Source organism: Nocardioides sp. GCM10030259 (assembly GCF_042666375.1).
In the GTDB taxonomy this organism is placed as follows: domain Bacteria; phylum Actinomycetota; class Actinomycetes; order Propionibacteriales; family Nocardioidaceae; genus Nocardioides.
Map to the genome: position 1 here is coordinate 467,573 of NZ_JBHTDF010000005.1, position 18,895 is coordinate 486,467.

The 18,895-nt window shown below is 71.7% G+C and carries 15 protein-coding genes, 3 tRNA genes and 1 pseudogene; 13 read left to right on the top strand and 6 right to left on the bottom strand.

Annotated elements, in window-relative coordinates; translation table 11 throughout:
- Window positions 1–24 precede the first annotated feature (24 nt).
- Entirely contained in the window at window positions 25–3,186 is a 3,162-nt protein-coding gene (locus ACFQQI_RS06765) for a family 78 glycoside hydrolase catalytic domain (protein ID WP_378559818.1), read from the bottom strand.
- A gap of 558 nt (window positions 3,187–3,744) precedes the next feature.
- Here ACFQQI_RS06765 and ACFQQI_RS06770 point away from each other — a divergent pair.
- Window positions 3,745–3,818, top strand: a tRNA-Arg gene (locus ACFQQI_RS06770).
- Window positions 3,819–3,848: 30 nt separating this feature from the next.
- Here ACFQQI_RS06770 and ACFQQI_RS06775 read toward each other — a convergent pair.
- The 4 genes from ACFQQI_RS06775 to ACFQQI_RS06790 all read right to left on the bottom strand — a co-directional run bounded on the left by ACFQQI_RS06775 (window position 3,849) and on the right by ACFQQI_RS06790 (window position 6,910).
- The gene (locus tag ACFQQI_RS06775) at window positions 3,849–4,508 is read right to left on the bottom strand and encodes a DNA-binding response regulator (protein WP_378559821.1); all 660 of its coding nucleotides are present in this window, start codon (window positions 4,506–4,508) and stop codon (window positions 3,849–3,851) included.
- Between the two features lie 126 nt (window positions 4,509–4,634).
- Window positions 4,635–5,681, bottom strand: coding sequence for an adenosine deaminase (locus tag ACFQQI_RS06780; RefSeq protein ID WP_378559824.1), 1,047 nt, complete (start codon window positions 5,679–5,681; stop codon window positions 4,635–4,637).
- A 21-nt stretch (window positions 5,682–5,702) separates the two neighbouring features.
- Window positions 5,703–6,437: a DsbA family protein gene (locus ACFQQI_RS06785; protein WP_378559827.1), complete on the bottom strand. Its 735-nt coding sequence runs from the start codon at window positions 6,435–6,437 to the stop codon at window positions 5,703–5,705.
- Window positions 6,437–6,910: a DoxX family protein gene (locus tag ACFQQI_RS06790; RefSeq protein WP_378559830.1), complete on the bottom strand. Its 474-nt coding sequence runs from the start codon at window positions 6,908–6,910 to the stop codon at window positions 6,437–6,439. The genes ACFQQI_RS06785 and ACFQQI_RS06790 overlap by 1 nt, the downstream gene beginning before the upstream one ends.
- A 100-nt stretch (window positions 6,911–7,010) precedes the next feature.
- Here ACFQQI_RS06790 and orn point away from each other — a divergent pair, with 100 nt between their 5' ends.
- The 5 genes from orn to ACFQQI_RS06815 all read left to right on the top strand — a co-directional run bounded on the left by orn (window position 7,011) and on the right by ACFQQI_RS06815 (window position 10,023).
- On the top strand, window positions 7,011–7,658 hold the full coding sequence (orn, locus tag ACFQQI_RS06795; protein ID WP_378559833.1) for an oligoribonuclease: 648 nt from the start codon (window positions 7,011–7,013) through the stop codon (window positions 7,656–7,658).
- Window positions 7,659–7,700: 42 nt separating this feature from the next.
- A tRNA-His gene (locus ACFQQI_RS06800) sits at window positions 7,701–7,776 on the top strand.
- A 156-nt stretch (window positions 7,777–7,932) separates the two neighbouring features.
- Window positions 7,933–8,382, top strand: coding sequence for a DUF6153 family protein (locus ACFQQI_RS06805; RefSeq protein ID WP_378559836.1), 450 nt, complete (start codon window positions 7,933–7,935; stop codon window positions 8,380–8,382).
- A gap of 83 nt (window positions 8,383–8,465) precedes the next feature.
- Window positions 8,466–9,113 carry a DUF305 domain-containing protein gene (locus ACFQQI_RS06810; RefSeq protein ID WP_378559839.1) on the top strand — a complete coding sequence of 216 codons (648 nt, stop codon included), beginning with the start codon at window positions 8,466–8,468 and terminating at the stop codon, window positions 9,111–9,113.
- Window positions 9,114–9,159: 46 nt separating this feature from the next.
- Window positions 9,160–10,023, top strand: coding sequence for a GNAT family N-acetyltransferase (locus tag ACFQQI_RS06815; protein ID WP_378559842.1), 864 nt, complete (start codon window positions 9,160–9,162; stop codon window positions 10,021–10,023).
- Between the two features lie 3 nt (window positions 10,024–10,026).
- Here ACFQQI_RS06815 and ACFQQI_RS06820 read toward each other — a convergent pair whose 3' ends face one another.
- On the bottom strand, window positions 10,027–12,057 hold the full coding sequence (locus ACFQQI_RS06820; protein ID WP_378559845.1) for an ATP-binding protein: 2,031 nt from the start codon (window positions 12,055–12,057) through the stop codon (window positions 10,027–10,029).
- A 121-nt stretch (window positions 12,058–12,178) separates the two neighbouring features.
- Between ACFQQI_RS06820 and ACFQQI_RS06825 the strand changes: the two genes are divergently transcribed.
- The 7 genes and pseudogenes from ACFQQI_RS06825 to ACFQQI_RS06855 all read left to right on the top strand — a co-directional run.
- On the top strand, window positions 12,179–13,750 hold the full coding sequence (locus ACFQQI_RS06825; protein WP_378559848.1) for a phytoene desaturase family protein: 1,572 nt from the start codon (window positions 12,179–12,181) through the stop codon (window positions 13,748–13,750).
- A gap of 98 nt (window positions 13,751–13,848) precedes the next feature.
- Window positions 13,849–13,921, top strand: a tRNA-Lys gene (locus ACFQQI_RS06830).
- Between the two features lie 599 nt (window positions 13,922–14,520).
- Window positions 14,521–15,051 (top strand): DUF1707 domain-containing protein, encoded by a 531-nt coding sequence (locus tag ACFQQI_RS06835; RefSeq protein ID WP_378559851.1) that lies wholly within the window; start codon window positions 14,521–14,523, stop codon window positions 15,049–15,051.
- 479 nt (window positions 15,052–15,530) lie between these two features.
- Window positions 15,531–16,454 carry an RNA polymerase sigma-70 factor gene (locus ACFQQI_RS06840; RefSeq protein WP_378559854.1) on the top strand — a complete coding sequence of 308 codons (924 nt, stop codon included), beginning with the start codon at window positions 15,531–15,533 and terminating at the stop codon, window positions 16,452–16,454.
- 32 nt (window positions 16,455–16,486) lie between these two features.
- Window positions 16,487–16,855, top strand: a complete 369-nt coding sequence (locus tag ACFQQI_RS06845) for a hypothetical protein (protein ID WP_378559857.1) — start codon at window positions 16,487–16,489, stop codon at window positions 16,853–16,855.
- 49 nt (window positions 16,856–16,904) lie between these two features.
- The gene (locus tag ACFQQI_RS06850; RefSeq protein WP_378559860.1) at window positions 16,905–18,317 is read left to right on the top strand and encodes an FAD-dependent oxidoreductase; all 1,413 of its coding nucleotides are present in this window, start codon (window positions 16,905–16,907) and stop codon (window positions 18,315–18,317) included.
- A gap of 31 nt (window positions 18,318–18,348) precedes the next feature.
- Window positions 18,349–18,895: pseudogene (locus ACFQQI_RS06855) on the top strand (hypothetical protein); the annotation flags it as partial.

Here is an 18,895-nt window from a genome sequence, read left to right on the forward strand (position 1 = left end):
TCGTGTCGGTTGAGTTGGCCGGGGTCAGCGCTGCGCGGTCGCGCGGAAGGTCCAGGACCCCGAGCCGGCGGTGAAGGTGGCGTACTCGTCATCGACGCTGATCGGCTTCAGGCCGCCGGTTGCGGTGACCCTGGCGCTCGCACCGCCGAGCCGGTCGAGCGGCACCCTGATCGTCGCGGTGGTGTTGCCCGGGACCTCGACATCGAGCCGGAGGTCGGTCGAGCCACGGGTCCAGGAGGTGCTGACGAGCCCCTGCGGCGTGCGGTACGACGCGTCGGCGCTGCGCAGGTCACCCACGACGGCCGGCGAGATCACCAGGTCGTGCCAGGCAACGGAGTCCTCGGCCTGCTCGATGCCGCCAAGGCCCGACCAGAACCAGTCGTCGAGCGCCGCGAGCATGTAGTGGTTCTGGGCGCCCGACTTGGTCATGCCGGTCCACGCTTCGGGCATCGAGGTCGAGCCCGTCTTCACCAGGTAGCCGTAGCTGGGGAAGGTCGTCTGGGTCGCCAGGTCGTAGATGACGTCGTCGCGACCGTGTGCCGCAAGCGTCTTCAGGATCGCCGGCAGCGCGACCTCGCCCACCTGGAGGTGGTTGTCGTCCGCGCGGATGCTGTCGACCAGGTTCGCCAGCACGCGCTCCTCGTCCCCGGCGGGGACCAGGCCCGCATCGAGCGCGAGCCCGTTGCTCGCCTGGTTGCCCGGGCCGTAGTCGCCCGTGGCGGAGTCGAAGAACGTCGCGTTGAACGCATCGCGGATCTGCCCGGCCAGGCCCGAGTACCGCGCCGCGTCGTCACTCCTGCCGAGCGCCTCGGCGACCTCGGCGAGGGTGGTGGCGAGACGGTAGTAGGCCTGCGTGCCCACCAGCGTCAGCGGCGTGGTGGTGTCGAGCGCGATCCAGTCCCCCAGCCCTTCGCCGACGATGTGGCCGTCGGCTCGCGACGTGAGGTAGTCGAGGTAGCGCTGCATGTTGGGGTAGTACGTGCGCATCATGTCGGTGTTGCCGTAGGTCCGGTACAGCTGCCACGGCGCCAGGATGATGCTGCCGCCCCAGTTGGGGTCGTCGCGGTAGCCGCGGTTCCACTCCACGAACTCGGTGTACTCGGGCGTGATGTCGGGGATCAGCCCGGAGTCCGTCTGCGCATCGGCCATGTCGCGCAGGACCTTGCGGTAGTGCGCCTCGACGTCGTAGTTCTTGCTGAGCGAGTCGTAGACCAGGTTGATCTGGTCGAGCCAGCCCAGCTTCTCCCGGTGGGGGCAGTCGGTGAAGACCGAGTACATGTTGCTCTGCATGGCCCGGTTCTGGATCGCGTGGATGTCGTTGAGCAACGCGTCGGACGAGGAGAACGAGCCGGCGTTCTCATCGGCCGTGCGCAGCACCAGCGCGGTGAAGTCGGACGGCTCGGGTGCCTCGGTCAGCCCGGTCAGCTCCAGGTAGCGGAAGCCGTGGTAGTTGAACTGGGGGTGCCAGGTCAGCGGGCCACTGCCCGCGAGGGTCACCTGGTCCCAGACCCGGTTGCGGCCGCTCCAGCCGGTCTGCAGGACGGTGCCGTCCTTGTCGAGCTGCTCGGCGGGGTACATCCGCACCTCGGTGCCGGCCGCTCCGTCGACGGTCAGCTGCGGCCAGCCGGCGACGTTGACCCCGAAGTCGACGATGTAGGTGCCGGCCTCCGGGTTGGTGACGCTGACCGCGCGGATGGCGTCGACCTGCGTGATCGGCGGCGCGGTGGGACCCACGATCTCCGGGTCTCCGGCCGGCGCGCCGGTGGTGACCGCGTCGCTCCACGAGGACAGGTCGCCACCCGGGCTGCGCCATCCGGTCGGGTCGCGGCGCTGGTCGTAGTCCTCGCCGCCGTACCAGTTGGCGGAGGTCGTCGGCCCGAGCGTCGTCCTCCACGAGCCGTCGGTGCCGATCACCTGTCGGCTGCCGTCGGCCAGGGTCAGCTCCAGCTGCGCGAGGAGTCGGGGCGGACCGTAGTCGTTGCCGAGGTACTGGAACCGGTTGGAGGCCGGGCGAGAGACGCTGCCCATGCCCGACCCGAGCTCGGCGGTCAGCCGGTTCTCACCTCTGCCGAGCAGGTCGGTGACGTCGTACGTCGACGCGACGAGCTGCTGGTCGAAGTCGGTGTTCGGCGGCTCGAGCACCGCGTCGGAGACGGGCCTCCCGTTGAGCCGGGCGGCGTAGATCCCGGTGCCGGTGACGGAGAGCCGCGCCCGGCGCACGGGTGCATCCGGTGTGAAGGACCTCGCGAAGACGGGCAGCGCCGCCGGGTTGGTCCGCCGTGCCGTGGGCGGCTCCTGTCGGGTGAACGTGCGCACGCTCTGGTAGTCGGAGCCGGTGGTGGCGATGCTGACCGTCATGTCTCGCGGGTAGTTGGCCGTGCGGTGGAACTGGTCCTCCAGGTCCGAGCGCGGGTACACGAGCACGCGGTCGAAGGTCCGCTCCTCGCCGAGGTCGAGGGTCAACCTGATCGGGTTCCCCTGGACGTCACCCGAGCTGTGCTCGGGGCTGCTGTAGCCCCGGGGCGCCTCGTCGGAGAGTGGCTGCCCGTCGGTGAGGTACGACGGCGCGAAGCTGCCGTCGACCGGGTCGGACTCGGACGCGGTCACCTGCGCGCCGCGCGCCAGGTTGGTGGCGGGCGCGGTGCTGTCGACCACCTCGACCTCGGCGAGCTGGAGCCGGAGCTTCAGGTCGGAGTCGAACGGGTCCTGGGTGGAGCCGGCGAGGAAGGTGGTGTCGATGCGGACGTAGCGCGCCGTCTGCTTCCGGACGTCGAGGACCATCGGGCGAGCGACGCGTGCTTCCCAAGCGGGGTTGCCGATCCACTGGCCCTGCCAGTCGTCGGCGCCCTCGAGGCCGACCTCCCAGCTGGCCGGGTCGCTCCAGTCGCCGGCCCCGCCGGCCTGGTCCCAGACCCGCACCTGCCAGTACGCGACCGCGCGCGAGCCCAGGCCACGCCCGGCGTAGGTCACGCCGTGGTTGACCGCGGACGTCACCTTGCCCGAGTCCCACAGGTCGGCGCGGCCCGTGCGGACCGCGGCCAGGCTGGAGGCGACGCGCACCTGGTAGGCCGTCTGCTGCGCGTTCGTGCCACCGGCCGCGAACTCCCAGCTCAGCTCCGGTGCGCTGTTCTCGATGCCGATCGGGTCGACCAGGTCGTCGGCCCGGAGCCGCACCGGTGCGCCCAACCTGCCACCGTGGCCAACGTCGCCGTGGCCGGCCTCGTGGCCGACGGCGCTGACGCCACCCGGCGCCGCAACCGCGCCTGAGGCGGTGCCCGAGACCGCGACGACGACTGCTGTCAGAGTCGCGGCAGCGCGCGCTGCAACGTTCCGCTTCATGTTCATTGGTGCTCCCGAGACGACCGAAAAATGAAACGCTTCAATAGCCGAGGACACTAGGTTGTGGCGCCGGTCACGTCAAGGAACTGACCAACGCCATCTTTGGATGCGCCGCCGGACTGAGGCGTTTCAATGCCGTCTTCCCCAGAGGCCGAGGTCGCGGAAGGGCCAGGGAAGGGGGCGAGTTCGGTGATGGTGGTCAGGACTGCGGGACCCGACCGGTCTCGCCATCGGACCGGCGATTCGAGCGCCCCCGCCCGCGGACGTCGTACCTCCACCTGATGACGCGCCGACGACGCCGGTCGAGACGGTGCCTTCGACAGGGCTTTGGTGCAGTCTCACGGCCCCGGTCGGGCATACTTGCGCCCGGTGGGAGCGCCGGATGTCGGTGCCCTCTCGCCTCCGGCCTCCGTAGCTCAGCTGGATAGAGCAGCGGCCTTCTAATCCGCTGGTCGCAGGTTCGAGTCCTGCCGGGGGCGCCCAGCCATGTGTCAGGTCGGGCCGGACGGTCAGTCGCGCCGGTGCGGCGCGATGATCCGGACCCGGTCCGGCTCGAAGCCGTGGGTCATCCCCCACGCGACCGCCTGCGAGCGGCGGCTGACGTCGATCTTGCGGTAGGCCGTGCGGATGTAGGTCTTGACCGAGTTGATCGACAGGTAGGTGCGGTCGGCGATCTCCTGGTTGCTCAGCCCCTGCGTGATGAGGGCCAGCACCTCCGACTCGCGCGCGCTCAGGGCGATCTCGCGCCCGGGCCACTCCCCGTTGACGGGTTCGTCCACGACCTCGGCGGACGCCGGGGGCACGACGGTCTCGCCGCGGTGCGCTGCCTCGATGCCCGCGACGATCTGGTCGGCGGCGAGCCCCTTGGAGAGGTAGCCGGCCGCACCGCGCTCCAGAGCCCTCATGACGAGATCGTCCTGCAGGTTCCAGCTGAAGATGAGCACGCGGGCGTTGCTCCCCTGCACCAGGTCCTCCAGGTCGACGCCGTCGCCCTGCACGGCCGCGAACGTGTCGTACAGGATCACGTCGACGTGGTTGAGCACCGGCAGCGACGAGTCGAGCTCCACCACGGTCACCTGGTCCTGGTACGGCGCCAGCATCGCCGCGATGCCGGCGACCACGATCTCGTAGTCGTTGACCACGGCTACGCGGATCGGAGGGGTCGACATGCTCGACACCTTATGCCTCCGCGCGCGCCGCTGTGACGGGTTCGACACGCTCGTCAATACCGGGAATCCGGACGCCGACGGGATAGAAAGGACCTGGCCCCGCTTGGTATGAGCTCGCGGGGCCTATTACTTCTCCGGCGCAGCCGCCGACGCGACGTACTCGTCGATCTCGCCGAGGATCCGGGTCTTCACGGCGTCCTCCGCGAAGGACGCGCGTACGGCGTCGCGCGCCAGATCGGCGACGCCCGCCTCGTCGAGCCCGAGCAGCTCGGCGGCGAGCTCGTACTCCCGGCACAGCGTCGTGTTGAACATCGGAGGGTCGTCGGAGTTGACGGTGATCGTGACGCCGGCGTCGCGGAAGGCACGGATCGGGTGCTCCTCGAGGCGGGTCACGGCTCGGGTGGCGATGTTCGACGACGGGCAGACCTCGAGCGCGATGCCCGACTCGGCGAGGTGGGCGAGCAGCTCGGGGTCCTGTGCCGACGAGGTGCCGTGGCCGATGCGCTCAGCTCCGAGCAGCCGCACCGCGTCCCAGACCGTCTCCGGCCCGGTCGTCTCCCCGGCGTGCGGCACGCTGTGCAGCCCGGCGGCTCGCGCCGCGTCGAAGTGCGGCTGGAACTGCGGCCGCGGCACCCCGACCTCCGGCCCACCGAGCCCGAAGCCGACGAGGGCGTCGGTGCGGTGGTCGAGGGCGTAGGCGAGGGTGGCGTCGGCGGACGGCACCCCGGACTCGCCGGGGATGTCGTAGATCCAGCGCAGGACCAGTCCGAAGTCGCGCTCCACGGCGACGCGGGCGTCCTCGATCGCCTCGGTGTAGGCCTCGATGGGCATGCCGAGGTCGTCGGCGTCCGGCCGCACCGAGGTGTACGGCGTGCACGTGAGCTCGGCGTACCGGAGCCCCTGCCCGACCGCCATCTCGCGCCCGACCTCGTGGGTCAGGTAGCGGATGTCCTCCGGCGTACGGATCAGCCCGACCACGGCGAGGTAGACCTCGATGAAGTGCCCGAAGTCGCGGAACTCGAAGAAGCGTCGGAGCTCGCCGGGGTCGCTCGGCACCGTGCCCGGGTGCCGCTGGGCCAGCTCCGACACGATCCGCGGCGACGCCGAGCCGACGTGGTGGACGTGCAGCTCGGCCTTCGGGAGCCGGGCGATGAAGTCGGCGATACTGGTCATCGCCGGATCATCGCAGGCCCGTCAGGAGACCTGGTCGACCAGGGCCTCGGCCAGGTCGTCGATCGTCCGGCCCTCCGTGAAGACCTCGCCGTTGAGCAGCACCGTCGGCGTGCTCTGCACGCCGGAGTCGTCGAGCGCGGCGCTGGTGGCCCGCTCGACCCACGCGCTCCCCTCGTCGTTCTCGATCGCCGATCGGACGTCGGCCTCGTCGGCCCCCGCCTCGACGGCGAGGTCCGCGAGCTCGGAGCTGTCCGGGAACGGGCCGCTCTCGCTCGGCTGGTTCTCGAACAGCAGGTCGTGGAACTCCTTGGCGACCTCCGGTCCGGACTTCTCGAGCACGATCGAGAACGCGCCCGCGGAGCGGGCGGAGTAGTCGCCGAGGGAGCTGAGGAGGTTGAACGGGCGGTACTCGACCTGGACCTTGCCCTCGCCGGCCAGCCTGGTGAGGTCGTCGCTCGTCGCGCGCTCGAGCTCACCGCAGTAGGGGCACAGGAAGTCCTCGTAGATCACGATGCTGTTGGGCGCGTCGTCCGGCCCGATGGTCAGGCCGAACTCACTGCCCGCCGCCGGGGCGTCGACGTCCTCGGTCGTGTCGAGGCTGCGCGACAGCAGCCAGCCCGCCAGCACGATCACGAGGATGCCGACCACCACAGCGCCGACCATCGTGTTGCGGCGCCGGCGCTCCTGCCGCTGCTGCTCCTCGAGGGCGGCGGCCGCTCGGGCGGCGCGATCGTTGGCCCGGTTCTTCTTCGACATCAGGTTCCTTCGGACAGTGGGGTACGGCGGAAGAGCAGCGCGTCCAGGGACAGCTTGGTCGACGGCAGCCAGACCAGGTAGGCCGACGCGGCGAGCAGGAGTACGTCGCGCGCGATCTCCCACGGGTACTGCGACGCGGCGTCGGGGTTCGCGCCACCGCCGCCGAAGCAGCCGCAGTCGATGTTGATGCCGCGGGCCCAGACCGACACGATGCCGACGATGAAGGCGATGAAGAGGATCGCCGAGAGTACGGCGGCCCCCCGGGTCAGCAGACCGAGGACCAGCATCACGCCGATCACCACCTCGATGACCGGGAGCAGCTGGCCCACCGGCGTCGCCAGGTCGCCCGGCAGCAGCTGGTAGGCACGGACCGCGGCGACGCTCTGGGCAGGGTCCGGCAGCTTCAACGCACCGGCCACGATCCAGACACCGCCGACCACCAGGCGCAGCAGCAGCCCGACCCATTCCTTCACGTACCTGACCCTAGGCGCTGGTCCTGAGTCGGAACTGAGAGTCGAAGGTCCCTTCTGCCGGATCACAGGTCCCCATCCGCGCGGCGTAGGGTGGCCTCTCGTGAATGACCGACTCGTCTGGATCGACTGCGAGATGACCGGGCTCGACCTCCGCGTCGACGCCCTCATCGAGGTCGCGGTCCTCGTCACCGACTTCGACCTCAACGTGCTCGGCCAGGGCGTCGACATCGTCGTCAAGCCGCCGGCCGAGGCCGTCGACCAGATGGGCGACTTCGTGCGGGACATGCACGAGAAGTCCGGGCTGCTCCGCGAGCTCGACCTCGGTGTCTCGCTCGACGAGGCCGAGGAGCGTGCCCTGGCCTACATCAAGGAGTACTGCCCCGAGGGCAGCCGGCCCCCGCTGGCCGGCAACACGGTGGCGACCGACCGCGCCTTCCTGGCCCGGGACATGCCGACGCTGGAGACCTTCCTCCACTACCGGATCGTCGACGTCTCCTCGGTGAAGGAGCTTTCGCGACGCTGGTTCCCCCGGGCCTACTTCCAGGCCCCGGCCAAGGGCGGCAACCACCGTGCGCTGGCCGACATCCAGGAGAGCATCGAGGAGCTGCGCTACTACCGCGACGCGGTCTTCGTCCCGCCGCCCGGCCCCGAGAGCGACGCCGCCCGGGTGATCGCGCAGCGGCACCGTGGCGCCCTCACCGGCCTGACCGGCGACGAGACCGATACCGATTCCACGAACGCCGACTGATTCCTCTACACTTTCCGACGGCCCGGCAGCCCCGGGCCCATGGTGGGTGTAGCTCAGCTGGTAGAGCACCTGGTTGTGGTCCAGGTGGCCGCGGGTTCAAGTCCCGTCACTCACCCCAGTGCCCTGGTGGCAGCGTTCCGGCCCCTGACTGCAGCGATGCGGTCAGGGGCCGGATCCGTCTCCGGACGACCACCCACACCCCGGACCGGTGTGCTGGGTCGCGGTTTTACGATGAAGGCGATGTGCGGACTCGATCCCGGCGCGGGCGCCTGAGATGACCCTGCGGACGGCAGTGGGACACCGGCGGCGGGCTGAGCTCGTCGGCCGGTGGTTGCTGCTGCTCGTCGCGCTCGGAGGCCTGCTGGCGATGCACGGCTTCTCGGACCACGGAGTGGGCGGGCCGGGGGCGGTGGCCTCGTCCGAGGCGGAGGTCCCGGCGGACGCGCACACCCACTCGGGCGCGCACGACGTCGGCGGCGACGGAGCGGGGGGCTCCAGTGGTGGTCACGGCGACCACCACGGTGGCCTGGTCGTCGGGATGTGCCTGGCGGTCCTCGCGGCCGGCTTGTTGCTCGGCGCGACGTGGCGGCGGGCCGGCCTGACGGTCCGGCTCCGGCGGGCGCTGGCCGACCCCGTGGTGGTGGAGGCCGCCACCGCGGTCCGGGCGCGCGCTCGCGGCCCGGCCCCGCCTGACCTGAGGTTGCTCTCCATCCAGCGGTGCTGAGGGTCGGCCCCGCCGCTCAGGTGCGCCCGGAGCGGTGGGCTTCCGCGACCCCTTCCACCACTGCACGTCAGGAGAGAACCCCCATGCCCAGCCACACCTGCACCCTTCGGCGCGCTGCCGTCGCCGCCGCGCTGGCCACGACGCTCGGCGCCACACTCACTGCCTGTGGCGACGACTCCGGCGGCGGCTCGCCGTCCGCCAGCCGGACCGCGTCCAACGGCGACGTGTTCAACGACGCGGACGTCTCGTTCGCCTCCGACATGATCCAGCACCACGCCCAGGCGTTGTCGATGGTCGACCTGACCGAGGGGCGGCCGCTCGACCCGGAGGTACGGCGTCTCGCCGACGCCATCCGGACGACGCAGGGCCCCGAGATCGAGGCGATGTCGGACTGGTTGACCGCGTGGGACCACGAGGTCCCGGAGACGATGCGCGACCACTCCAATGCCGGTCACGACATGGGCGGCGACGTGTCGGAGCAGATGGAGGGCATGGACGAGGACATGCCTGGGATGATGTCGGGCGAGGAGATGGACATGCTCCAGCACGCCTCGGACGGCGAGTTCCAGGACACGTGGCTCGAGATGATGATCGACCACCACGAGGGCGCGGTGGAGATGGCGCAGGCGGAGCAGGAGGAGGGGGCGTTTGCCGACGCGGTCGAGCTCGCCGGGTCCATCGAGTCCTCCCAGCAGGAGGAGATCGAGCAGATGGAGCAGCTGCTCGGGTGATCGACACCTGATCGACACCTCGCCATTCTCTGACTATGGTCAGAGAATGGACGACACCGCGACCCTGCGCCGCTTCAACCGCACCTACACCCAGCGCATCGGCGTGCTGGAGGAGTCGTTCCTCGGGACCGGGCGGCCGTTGGGTGTCTCGCGGCTGCTCTTCGAGATCGGGCCGGACGGCGCGGCCGTGCGCGAGCTGCGCGACCGGCTCGGTCTCGACTCCGGCTATCTCACCCGCCTGCTCCGGCGCCTCGACGAGGACGGGCTGGTCCGGGTCGTCGAGGACCCCGCCGACCGGCGCCGGCGGGTGGCGACGCTCACCGCGGCCGGTCGGCGAGCCTGGGCGGAGCTCGACGACCGGTCCGAGGAGCTCGCGCTGCGCCTGGTCGCTCCGTTGACGGCCCGCCAGCGGTCCCGGCTCACCGATGCGCTGGCGACCGCGGACCTGCTGGTGCGGGCGGCGACCATCGAGCTGCGCGAGGTCGCCCCGACCGACCCGGCCGCCGCCGAGGCAGCGGGGCGCTACTTCGCCGAGCTCGACCGGCGGTTCCCCGGCGGCTTCGACCCCGGCGAGCCAGACCACGCCGGCACCTTCCTGCTCGCGACCAGCGACGGCCGGCCGGTCGCGTACGGCGGCGTACGCGTGCTCGACGGCGAGCTGCAGGGCGTCGCGGAGATCAAGCGGATGTGGGTCGACGAGGCCTGGCGGGGCGCCGGCCTGGGCTCGCGGATGCTGCGCGAGCTCGAGGCGCTGGCCCGCCGGCTCGGCCACGACCGCGTCGTCCTCGACACCAACGGCACCCTGACGGAGGCGGTCGCGATGTACGAGCGCGCCGGCTACCGCGCGATCGCGCGCTACAACGACAACCCGTACGCCGAGGCGTGGTTCGAGAAGGACCTCGCCCGGTAGCGGCTAGGAGGTGGTCGCCGGCGCGAGCACCGGCAGCAGCACCCGGAACGTCGTCCCGACGCCCGGCTCTGACTCGACCGCGATCGAGCCGCCGTGCTGCTCGACGATCGCGTGCGCGATCGACAGCCCGAGGCCGCTGCCCGGGATGGCCTGCTCCTGCGCGAGCGAGGAGCGGAAGAACCGGCTGAACAGCCGCTCCTGCTCCTGGACCGGGATGCCGATGCCGGTGTCGGCGACCTCGATCTCGACGGACTCGTCGCCGATCCGCAGGCGCACGTCGACCCGTCCGCGCTCCGGGGTGAACTTCACGGCGTTGCTGACGAGGTTGATCACGACCCGCTCGAGCATGTCGCGGTCGCCGAGGAACGGCACCGGCTCGCCGGGGGCGTCGACCTCGAGGATCGTCTCGCGCTTCGCCAGGGACGGCGCGACGACGGCGCAGGCGGCCTCGACGACCTCACGCAGGTCGACGACCCGGTCGACCATCCCGAGCCCGCCCTCCTGGATCCGCGAGAGCGTGAGCAGGTCGTCGATGAGCGACAGCAGCCGCGAGCTGTTGGTGGCGACGCGCTGGACGGCGGCGAGCTGGGCGGGCTCGAGGTCGCCGTACTCCCCGTCCTGGAGCATCTCGACGTACCCGAGGATGCTGGTGATCGGCGTCCGCAGCTCGTGGCTCACGCTGGACACGAAGGCGTCCTTGACCTGGTCGACCTCGCGCAGCCGGTCGACGGCCTGGCGTTCGGTCTCGAGGGCCTCGACGAGCCGGTTCTCGGCCTCGACGCGGTCGGTGATGTCCTCCGAGGTGCTGACGTAGCCGGTGGTCGCGCCCCGGTCGTCGACGATCCGGTTGAGGGACATCGAGTGGTTGCGCACCTCGCCGTCCTTGCGGACGAACTTGAGGTCGGTCGGACCGTAGCCGATCAGCGCCGAGGCCACGGCCGAGAAGTCGTCGGGGAGCCCGAGCTCGGCGGCCTTCTCGGCCACGCCGTAGGCATCGTGGAAGATCCGGGTCGACACTCCCTCGACCTCGCCGGACGTGTAGCCGAGCAGCCGCTCGGCGCCCGGGTTGAAGAGCGTGACCCGGCCGAGCTCGTCGGTGCCGATGATGGCCACGCCCGTGATGCCGTCGACGATGTTCTGCACCCGGTCGCGCTCGGCAGCAACCTGGCGCGCGCTCTCGAGCTGCGAGCCCACCGTGAGCACGAACGGCACGACCACCAGCGAGCAGCCGATGATGAACGCGCAGAGCAGGACGCCCTGCATGTCGACCGGCAGGCCGAAGCGCTCGTCGACGTGCGCGAACGGCCCGTGCCCCGCGGTCGTCAGCACGATCGCGACCCCGAGCGGGACGAGGAGCTGGGCGATCGCCTCGTACGCCCCGCTGCGCATGGCGCTCCACGCGAGCAGCGGCATCAGCAGGAAGACGAGCGCCGGGAAGTCGTCGGCCATGAAGATGACCGGCGACGTCACCAGGATCAGGACCCAGAGGGCGATCCGCTCGAGGACCCCGGAGACGCCGTGGTGCGGCAGCAGGCGGCAGAAGACCGGGAGCACTGCGAGCTGCGACGCGAGGCTCGCCGTACCGACGGCCAAGGCGAGCATCCCCGGCTCGCCCCACCCGGTCGCGAGGCTCGTGAGGGAGGCCGCCGCGGCCGCGACCACTCCCCCGGTCGCCGACGCCACGATGTAGCGGACGAGGTCGGCGCCGGTCTGGAGCGCGGCCCGGTGGCGTACGCCGTCGGCCAGGATGCGCCACACCAGCCAGGTCTCCGCGGTGAGGCCGACCGCGAGTCCGAGCGCGACCTCGGGCGGCCGGTCGAACCAGATCGTGAGGAACGCGATGACGGCGATGAGCGCCAGCACCACCGCCGTCGCTGGTCGCCGGGAGACCATCGGCGTCGACGTGGCGAGCGCCGCCGGCCAGATGCCGATCGCGTGGCCACCGTCGGGCGCACCGTTGACCGCGCCCACGCCGAAGAACGCGACCAGCGCGAGCATCCCGACGGCAGGCAGCAGCGACGACCTGGGTGTCACGCCCACCTCCGAGATCTCGCCTGGAATCAACATCGACCGCGATCCTCTCGCGAGTAGGGATGTCCGGTGGGGAATTCGGCGGTGTCGCGGCCGGCGGGAGTTGATGTCCTAGGTTGGGCGGGTGACTTCGCAGCAGAAGACGTACGACGTCGTCGTCGTCGGCGCCGGCCACAACGGCCTGGTGGCGGCGGCCTACCTGGCCCGCGCGGGCGTGTCGACCCTCGTCCTGGAGCGGCTGGACCACACCGGTGGGGCGGCCGTCTCGGCGCAGGCGTTCCCCGGTCACCCGGCGCGGCTGTCGCGGTACTCCTACCTCGTCTCGCTGATGCCCGAGCGGCTGATCGCCGATCTCGGCCTCGACCTGCGGCTCGCCTCGCGGTCGGTCGCGTCGTACACCCCGACGATGCGCGGCGGACAGCCGGGCGGGCTGCTCGTGGAGCGCCAGGCCGGCGACCGGACCGCGGAGTCGTTCCGGGCGCTGACCGGTGGGTCCGCCGAGCAGGAGGCGTGGGACCGCTTCTACGCAGAGGTCGGCGACCTCGCCGCCGCCGTCGCCCCGACCCTGCTCGAGCCTCTGCCGCTGGAGAAGCAGGTCCGCGACAAGGTCTCCCCCGAGACCTGGCGGGACTTCGTGACGACCCCGCTCGGCGAGACGATCGAGGCCCGCTTCGCCGACGACACCGTGCGCGGCGTCGTCGCGACCGACGCGCTGATCGGCACCTTCGCCTCGATGCGCGACGCCTCGCTCGTGCAGAATCGCTGCTTCCTCTACCACCTGGTCGGCAACGGGACCGGCGAGTGGCGGGTCCCCGTCGGCGGCATGGGCGCCGTCACCGACGCGCTGGCCCGGGCCGCGACCGACGCGGGTGCCGAGATCCTCACCGGCGCCGGGGTCAGCGCGATCCACGCCGGCGAGGGCGGGGCCGAGGTGGTCTGGGACGACGCCGACGGCTCGCACACCGTCGCCGCGCGCCACGTGCTCGCCAACGTCGCCCCGTGGGTGCTGCGCATCCTGCTCGGCCAGGGCGAGGACGCCACGACCAAGCCGATCGGCTCGCAGCTGAAGATCAACATGCTGCTCGACCGGCTGCCCCGCCTGCGTTCGGGCGTCGACCCCGAGGTCGCCTTCGCCGGCACGCTCCACATCGCGGAGGACTACACCCAGCTCGAGGCGGCGTACGCCGACGCGGCCGCCGGCCGGATGCCCGCGGTGCTGCCGGGCGAGATCTACTGCCACTCCCTGACCGACCCGTCGATCCTGGGCTCGGCCGCCGCCGGAACGCACACGCTGACCTACTTCGGCGTCCACACGCCGGCAAGCCTCTTCGACGCCGACCCGGCGGCCGCGAAGGACCTCGCCGTACGCCGTGCACTCGAGTCGCTCAACGAGCACCTCGTCGACCCGATCGAGTCCTGCCTGGCGACGGACGGCGACGGCAGGCCGTGCCTGGAGGCGAAGATCCCGCAGGACATCGAGCGCGACCTCGCCATGCCCGGAGGTCACATCTTCCACGGAGACCTCGACTGGCCGTGGGCACCCAACCGGGCGCGCCTGGACACCCCGGCGCAGCAGTGGGGCGTCCAGACCGACGTCGACTCCGTGCTGGTCTGCGGCTCGGGATCGCGCCGCGGCGGGGCCGTCTCCGGGCTCGGCGGACACTCCGCCGCGCAGGCCGTCCTGGCCTCGATCTGACCCCTCGATCCGCCCGGCACCCGCGGGGTGCTCGCCGATTTTTCCCGGGGGTCACCCGCTGGTAGAGTTCACGTCGCTTCAGGGGGACCTGGAGCGGAGCGCCATTAGCTCAATTGGCAGAGCAGCTGACTCTTAATCAGCGGGTTCGGGGTTCGAGTCCCTGATGGCGTACAAACCCGAAGGCCAGGACGCATCACACGTCCTGGCCTTCTTCCTTGCCCACGGTTCTGCCGCGGTTCTGCGACGGTTCGCGGTCTCGGGCCACGCGTCCCTGGACGCCGGGTCGCGCATACCGCCGACGACGGGAACAGCCGGGACTGGTGGCCGGCATCACCCGCGGCGGGTGATGCCCGGCAGGGGCACGGAGAGCATCGTGCTTGATCAAGGACCGTCCACCTGGGGCGTGGCTCGGGCACCGCGCTCGCACGAGAGGCGCGAGGATGAGTCGTACGGTCGGTATCCACTCCACCGGTCTCGGCCGGGTCATCCGTACGGTCAGCGACGCCACAGGACGCTCGCAGGATGAGGTCGTGGCCGTGGCTCTCGCAACGAGTGCAGCAATGGTGTCCGTGGCCGTGTGGCGAGGCATCACCTGGGCCACCGCAACCTTGACGGATGTGAAGGCGCGGCCGGCTCCGCTGGCACGAGGCCGCGGGTAGGCCGGCAGCGAATCTGAGTGGCGCCGTTCCCATCCAGGCGGCGAGCACCCCGACTCGACGCCAGGGTGATCCCTGATGGTGCCCGCCTCCCAGCGCGAGGAGTCTGGGCACATGACGAGCACCGCGACGAGCTGGGACTACCGCGTATCGGACGCTGACCGCGATCGCGTCCTCGAGCGGCTCAAGACGGCGTACGTCGAAGGGCGGCTGGAGCGCGCCGACTTCGATCAGCGGCTGGATCGGGCCATGGCCGCTCGGACGTCTGCCGAGCTCGCCGCCGTCACTCGCGACCTGGAGCCCGGGTGGACGGCGAGGGCGGTGGGGCTCGCGCCGCCGACCGGTGAGGAGCGGGTGATCGGTGCACTCGCCCACGCGACCGGCATCGTGCCGATCGCCGTGCTGCCGGCTCTCATCATGACGAAGACCCGGTCGCCCTACGTGCGCCATCACGCCGCCGGCGCGCTCAACTTCCAGCTCACGCTGTTGCTCGTCACGCTGGTGACCTTCGGCCTCGGCGCCATCCTCTATGCGGTCGCGTGGCTGTTTGCCGCTGCCGCAGGTGTGGTCGCTCTGACCGGCTCCACCTTCCGCTACCCCTGGGTGCTGCGCCCCTTCGGGCGCGGCGGCCCCTACCCCACGTGAGAGTCCTGAGAAGTCGGCTTCCGAGGTTTCCTCTGGTTCGGGGTTCGAGTCCCTGCTGGCCTACAACCCGAAGGCAGGGACGCATCCCACGTCCTGGCCTTCGTCGTTCCGGGCCCTGCGGAGCCAGGTCGACTCAGCCCACAGCCCACAGCCGGAGCGTCCGGACCTCCGACTCCTCGCGCTGCTGGCGGCGCAGCTCCTCGAGAGGAGCGCGCAACGACTCCGCCCGGGCACGCACTGCCCGAGCGCGCACCCGCGTCTCCTCAGCCGTCGCCCGGGAGTCGAGGGCTCGTCCCCGTGCGTCCTCGGCGGTCTGCCAGGACTCTCGGATGAGGGCAGCGGTCACGGGGCCGTCAACCCGCACTCCGTCCACCTACCCGGGTGCGAGCCGCGCAAACTGACAACACCACCCATGTCACAGCCGGACCCGCCGTCTCGTCTCGGGTGAGAGCGTGTACCCGGAGGAGAGGCAGACCGACATGACCCGGATCGAGGAGTTCGAGGAGCTGCGACCGCTGCTCTTCTCGATCGCGTACCGGATCCTCGGCAGCGTCAGCGAGGCCGAGGACGCGGTCCAGGAGACGTGGCTGCGCTACGAGGGCACACCCACCCAGCCGTCGTCCCCCAAGGCGTTCCTCTCCGCGGTCGTCACCCGGATCTCGATCGACGTGCTTCGCTCTGCCCGGTCGCGGCGCGAGACGTACGTCGGCGAGTGGCTCCCCGAGCCCCTGCTGGCCGACCCGTACGAGGACCCGGAGCGCTCGGCGGAGCTCGCCGACTCGGTGTCGATGGCGGCGCTGCTCCTGCTCGAGCGGCTCAGCCCGCTGGAGCGCGCGGTGTTCGTGCTGCGGGAGGTCTTCGGCTTCAGGTTCGCCGAGGTCGCAGCCGCCGTCGGCCGGTCGGAGCCGGCGTGCCGGCAGCTCGCCGTACGCGCCCGCAACCACATGGACGCCGGCCGACCCCGCTTCGACGCCGACCGACGGGAGCGGGAGGAGCTGGCGGACCGGTTCTTCGACGCGCTTCGCGACGGGGACGTCGACGGGTTGCGCGAGCTGCTCGCTGCGGACGCCCAGGTGGTCGGCGACGGCGGCGGCAAGGCGCCGGCGCTCGCCCGGACCGTCGTGGGAGCCGACAACGTCGCGCGGCTGCTGGCGGCGGTCGCCCCGCGACTGACCGTGACCGAGCTCCATGTGGAACGCCACGACCTGAACGGACAGCCCGGCGCGATCATCCGCGACCGCGCCGATCGGGTCGCCAGCACGCTCACGCTCGAGATCCTCGACGGCCGCATCCAGACGGTCCGCTCGACGTCCAACCCGGACAAGCTCGGTCACCTCGGCCCCGTGGTGGACGGCTGGGCGCTCGCCGAGGCGTTCAAGCGGGCGCGGCGCGCCGGATCCTGACGCGGAGGCGCCGCTGCTCCTACGATCGGCTCGTGATGGAGAACCGGTGGTCGATCGGCTCGCACAACAGCGTGCTGTCGCTGTGGTCGGACGGGTCGGTGCTGAGCATCGCCTCGGTCGGGTCCGTGGCGTCGCTCGGGAGCATCGGCTCGTTCGCGTCGCTCGGCTCGTTCGGCTCCTCGATGAGCCGCTTCTCCCTCCTCTCGTCGCAGAGCGACGGCTCGGTGCTCTCCCACCAGGCACAGCGGTCGATCCTGTCCGCCCAGAGCCGGCTCGGCAGTGGCGCCTACCAGGCCCGCGGCGAGCTGCCGCCCGTCGCCGCACCGGCCATCGCTCTCGCAACGCTGGCGATCGGCTGGGCGACGTACGCCGTCGTCCGGCGTACCTGGTCGGGCGCCTGATCCGCGTCCGCCGCCGCATGTCCCGGGGCCGCTCGGGCACATCTCAGGCATGGTGCTGAGATCCGTCTGGTGGGACCGCAACGAGCCGCCGCCGGCGGGGCCCGCGCAGCTGAGCGGCGAGTGGGACGTCATCGTTATCGGCGCCGGGATCACCGGACTGACGACGGCGGCCCTGCTCGCGCGCGCCGGGCGCTCGGTCGCGGTGGTCGAGGCGCGGTACGTCGGCGCCGGCACCACCGGCGGGAGCACCGCCAAGATCAGCGTCCAGCAGGGCACCCAGTTCTCGCGGATCGCCCGACGGCACCGGCCGTCGGTGCTGCGGTCGTACGCCGAGGCCAATCGCGAGGGGCTGGGCTGGCTCGACCGGTTCTGCCGAGAGCACGACGTCCGGTGCGAGACGCGCGCGGCGTACACGTACGCGACCTCCGACCGGGGCGAGCACGCGGTCCGCTCCGAGCTCGGCGCCCTCCGCACGTCGGGCATCGAGGAGGCGGAGTGGGTCGACGACCCGCCGCTGCCCTTCCCGACGCGCGGGGCCGTGGTCGTCCCCGACCAGCGCCAGGTCGACCCGGTCGCCCTGGTGCACACGCTCGCGGCCGACGCACGCCGGCAAGGTGCCGTCATCGTCGAGGGTGACCGGGTACGCCGCGTCCATGGCCACAGGCCCGTCCGTGTCCGCACCCAGCGGGCCGGGGCGAGTGCGCGCGTCGTCGTGGTGGCGACCAACATGCCGATCCTGGACCGGGGCGGGTTCTTCGCCCGGGCGACCCCGCAGCGGTCGTACTCGATCGCGTTCCGCACCGACGGCCCGGCCGTCGACGGAATGTTCCTCTCCGCCGACGGGCCGACCAGGTCGCTCCGTGACGCCGCCGGCGGTGGGCTGCTCCTGGTCGGCGGTGACGGCCACCGCACGGGTGCCGCGACCTCGGAGCAACGGCACCTGGAGTCGCTGCGTGCCTGGACCCACGAGCACTTCCCGGGGGCGGACGAGTCGCACGCCTGGTCGGCGCAGGACTACACCCCGACGTCGGCCCTGCCGTACGCCGGGCCGATCCTGCCCGGCGCCGAGCACCTGCTCGTCGCCGGCGGCTACTCCAAGTGGGGCTTCACCAACGGCGTCGCCGCCGCACTGGCGATCGCGGGCCGCGTCCTCGGCGGGGAGCAGTCCTGGGCCGGCGCCTACGACCCGTGGGCCGCGCAGCGGCTCACGGGCCTACCGGGCGCCACGCTCGCGAACACCGAGGTCGGCCTCGAGCTCGCGGGTGGCTGGCTGCGGGCGCTCACCCACCGGGTCGGCCCCGACCACGGTGTCTCTCCGGTCTGCACCCACCTGGGCGGGGTGGTGCGCTGGAACGACGCCGAGCACAGTTGGGACTGCCCCCTGCACGGATCGCGGTTCGAGCCCGACGGCGACGTGCTCGAGGGCCCGGCGACCTGCGGGCTGCGGCGTCGCCGGACGTAACTCGTCCGTGCCGGGCCTCGTTGGCCCGGGCATGACGAAGCGCAGCCTGGCCCTGTCCATCGCCGCACTTCTCGCCGGCGCCGCCGTGCTCACCGGACCGGCAGCCGCCCCGTCGGCCGGGGAACCACGACCTCCGCTGCGTTGGGCCGCTGCCGGCTCCGCCGAGATCCACCCGGGCACCCAGATGTACACCGCCGGCTCCCAGTGCTCCGCCAACTTCGTCTTCCGCGACCGCGCCCGGCGCGTGTACGTCGGGTACGCCGCGCACTGCGCCGGGAAGGGGCAGGCCACCGAGACCGACGGGTGCTCGACCGGCTCGGTCCCGCTCGGCACCAGGGTGACGTTCAACCGGGGCGGGACCATCTCCGGGGAGGGCAGCCGGATCGCCACCGGCCGCCTGGTGTACTCCTCCTGGCGCACGATGCAGCGGCTCGGCGAGGACGACCGCCAGGCGTGCGCCTACAACGACTTCGCACTGGTGCGGCTGAAGCGTGGTGACGCCGCGAAGGTGAACCCGTCGATCCCGTTCTGGGGCGGCCCGACCGGCATCGACACCGACGGCACCGCCGCCGGCGACC

Bases quoted from the DNA above. Each gene is read 5' to 3' on its own strand.
- ACFQQI_RS06785 (WP_378559827.1), bottom strand. From the start codon at position 6,437: ATGTCGAAGAAGAACCGGGCCAACGATCGCGCCGCCCGAGCGGCCGCC.
- ACFQQI_RS06780 (WP_378559824.1), bottom strand. From the start codon at position 5,681: ATGACCAGTATCGCCGACTTCATCGCCCGGCTCCCGAAGGCCGAGCTG.
- ACFQQI_RS06840 (WP_378559854.1), top strand. From the start codon at position 15,531: ATGACCCGGATCGAGGAGTTCGAGGAGCTGCGACCGCTGCTCTTCTCG.
- ACFQQI_RS06775 (WP_378559821.1), bottom strand. From the start codon at position 4,508: ATGTCGACCCCTCCGATCCGCGTAGCCGTGGTCAACGACTACGAGATC.
- ACFQQI_RS06815 (WP_378559842.1), top strand. From the start codon at position 9,160: ATGGACGACACCGCGACCCTGCGCCGCTTCAACCGCACCTACACCCAG.
- ACFQQI_RS06805 (WP_378559836.1), top strand. From the start codon at position 7,933: ATGACCCTGCGGACGGCAGTGGGACACCGGCGGCGGGCTGAGCTCGTC.
- ACFQQI_RS06850 (WP_378559860.1), top strand. From the start codon at position 16,905: ATGGTGCTGAGATCCGTCTGGTGGGACCGCAACGAGCCGCCGCCGGCG.
- ACFQQI_RS06835 (WP_378559851.1), top strand. From the start codon at position 14,521: ATGACGAGCACCGCGACGAGCTGGGACTACCGCGTATCGGACGCTGAC.
- ACFQQI_RS06810 (WP_378559839.1), top strand. From the start codon at position 8,466: ATGCCCAGCCACACCTGCACCCTTCGGCGCGCTGCCGTCGCCGCCGCG.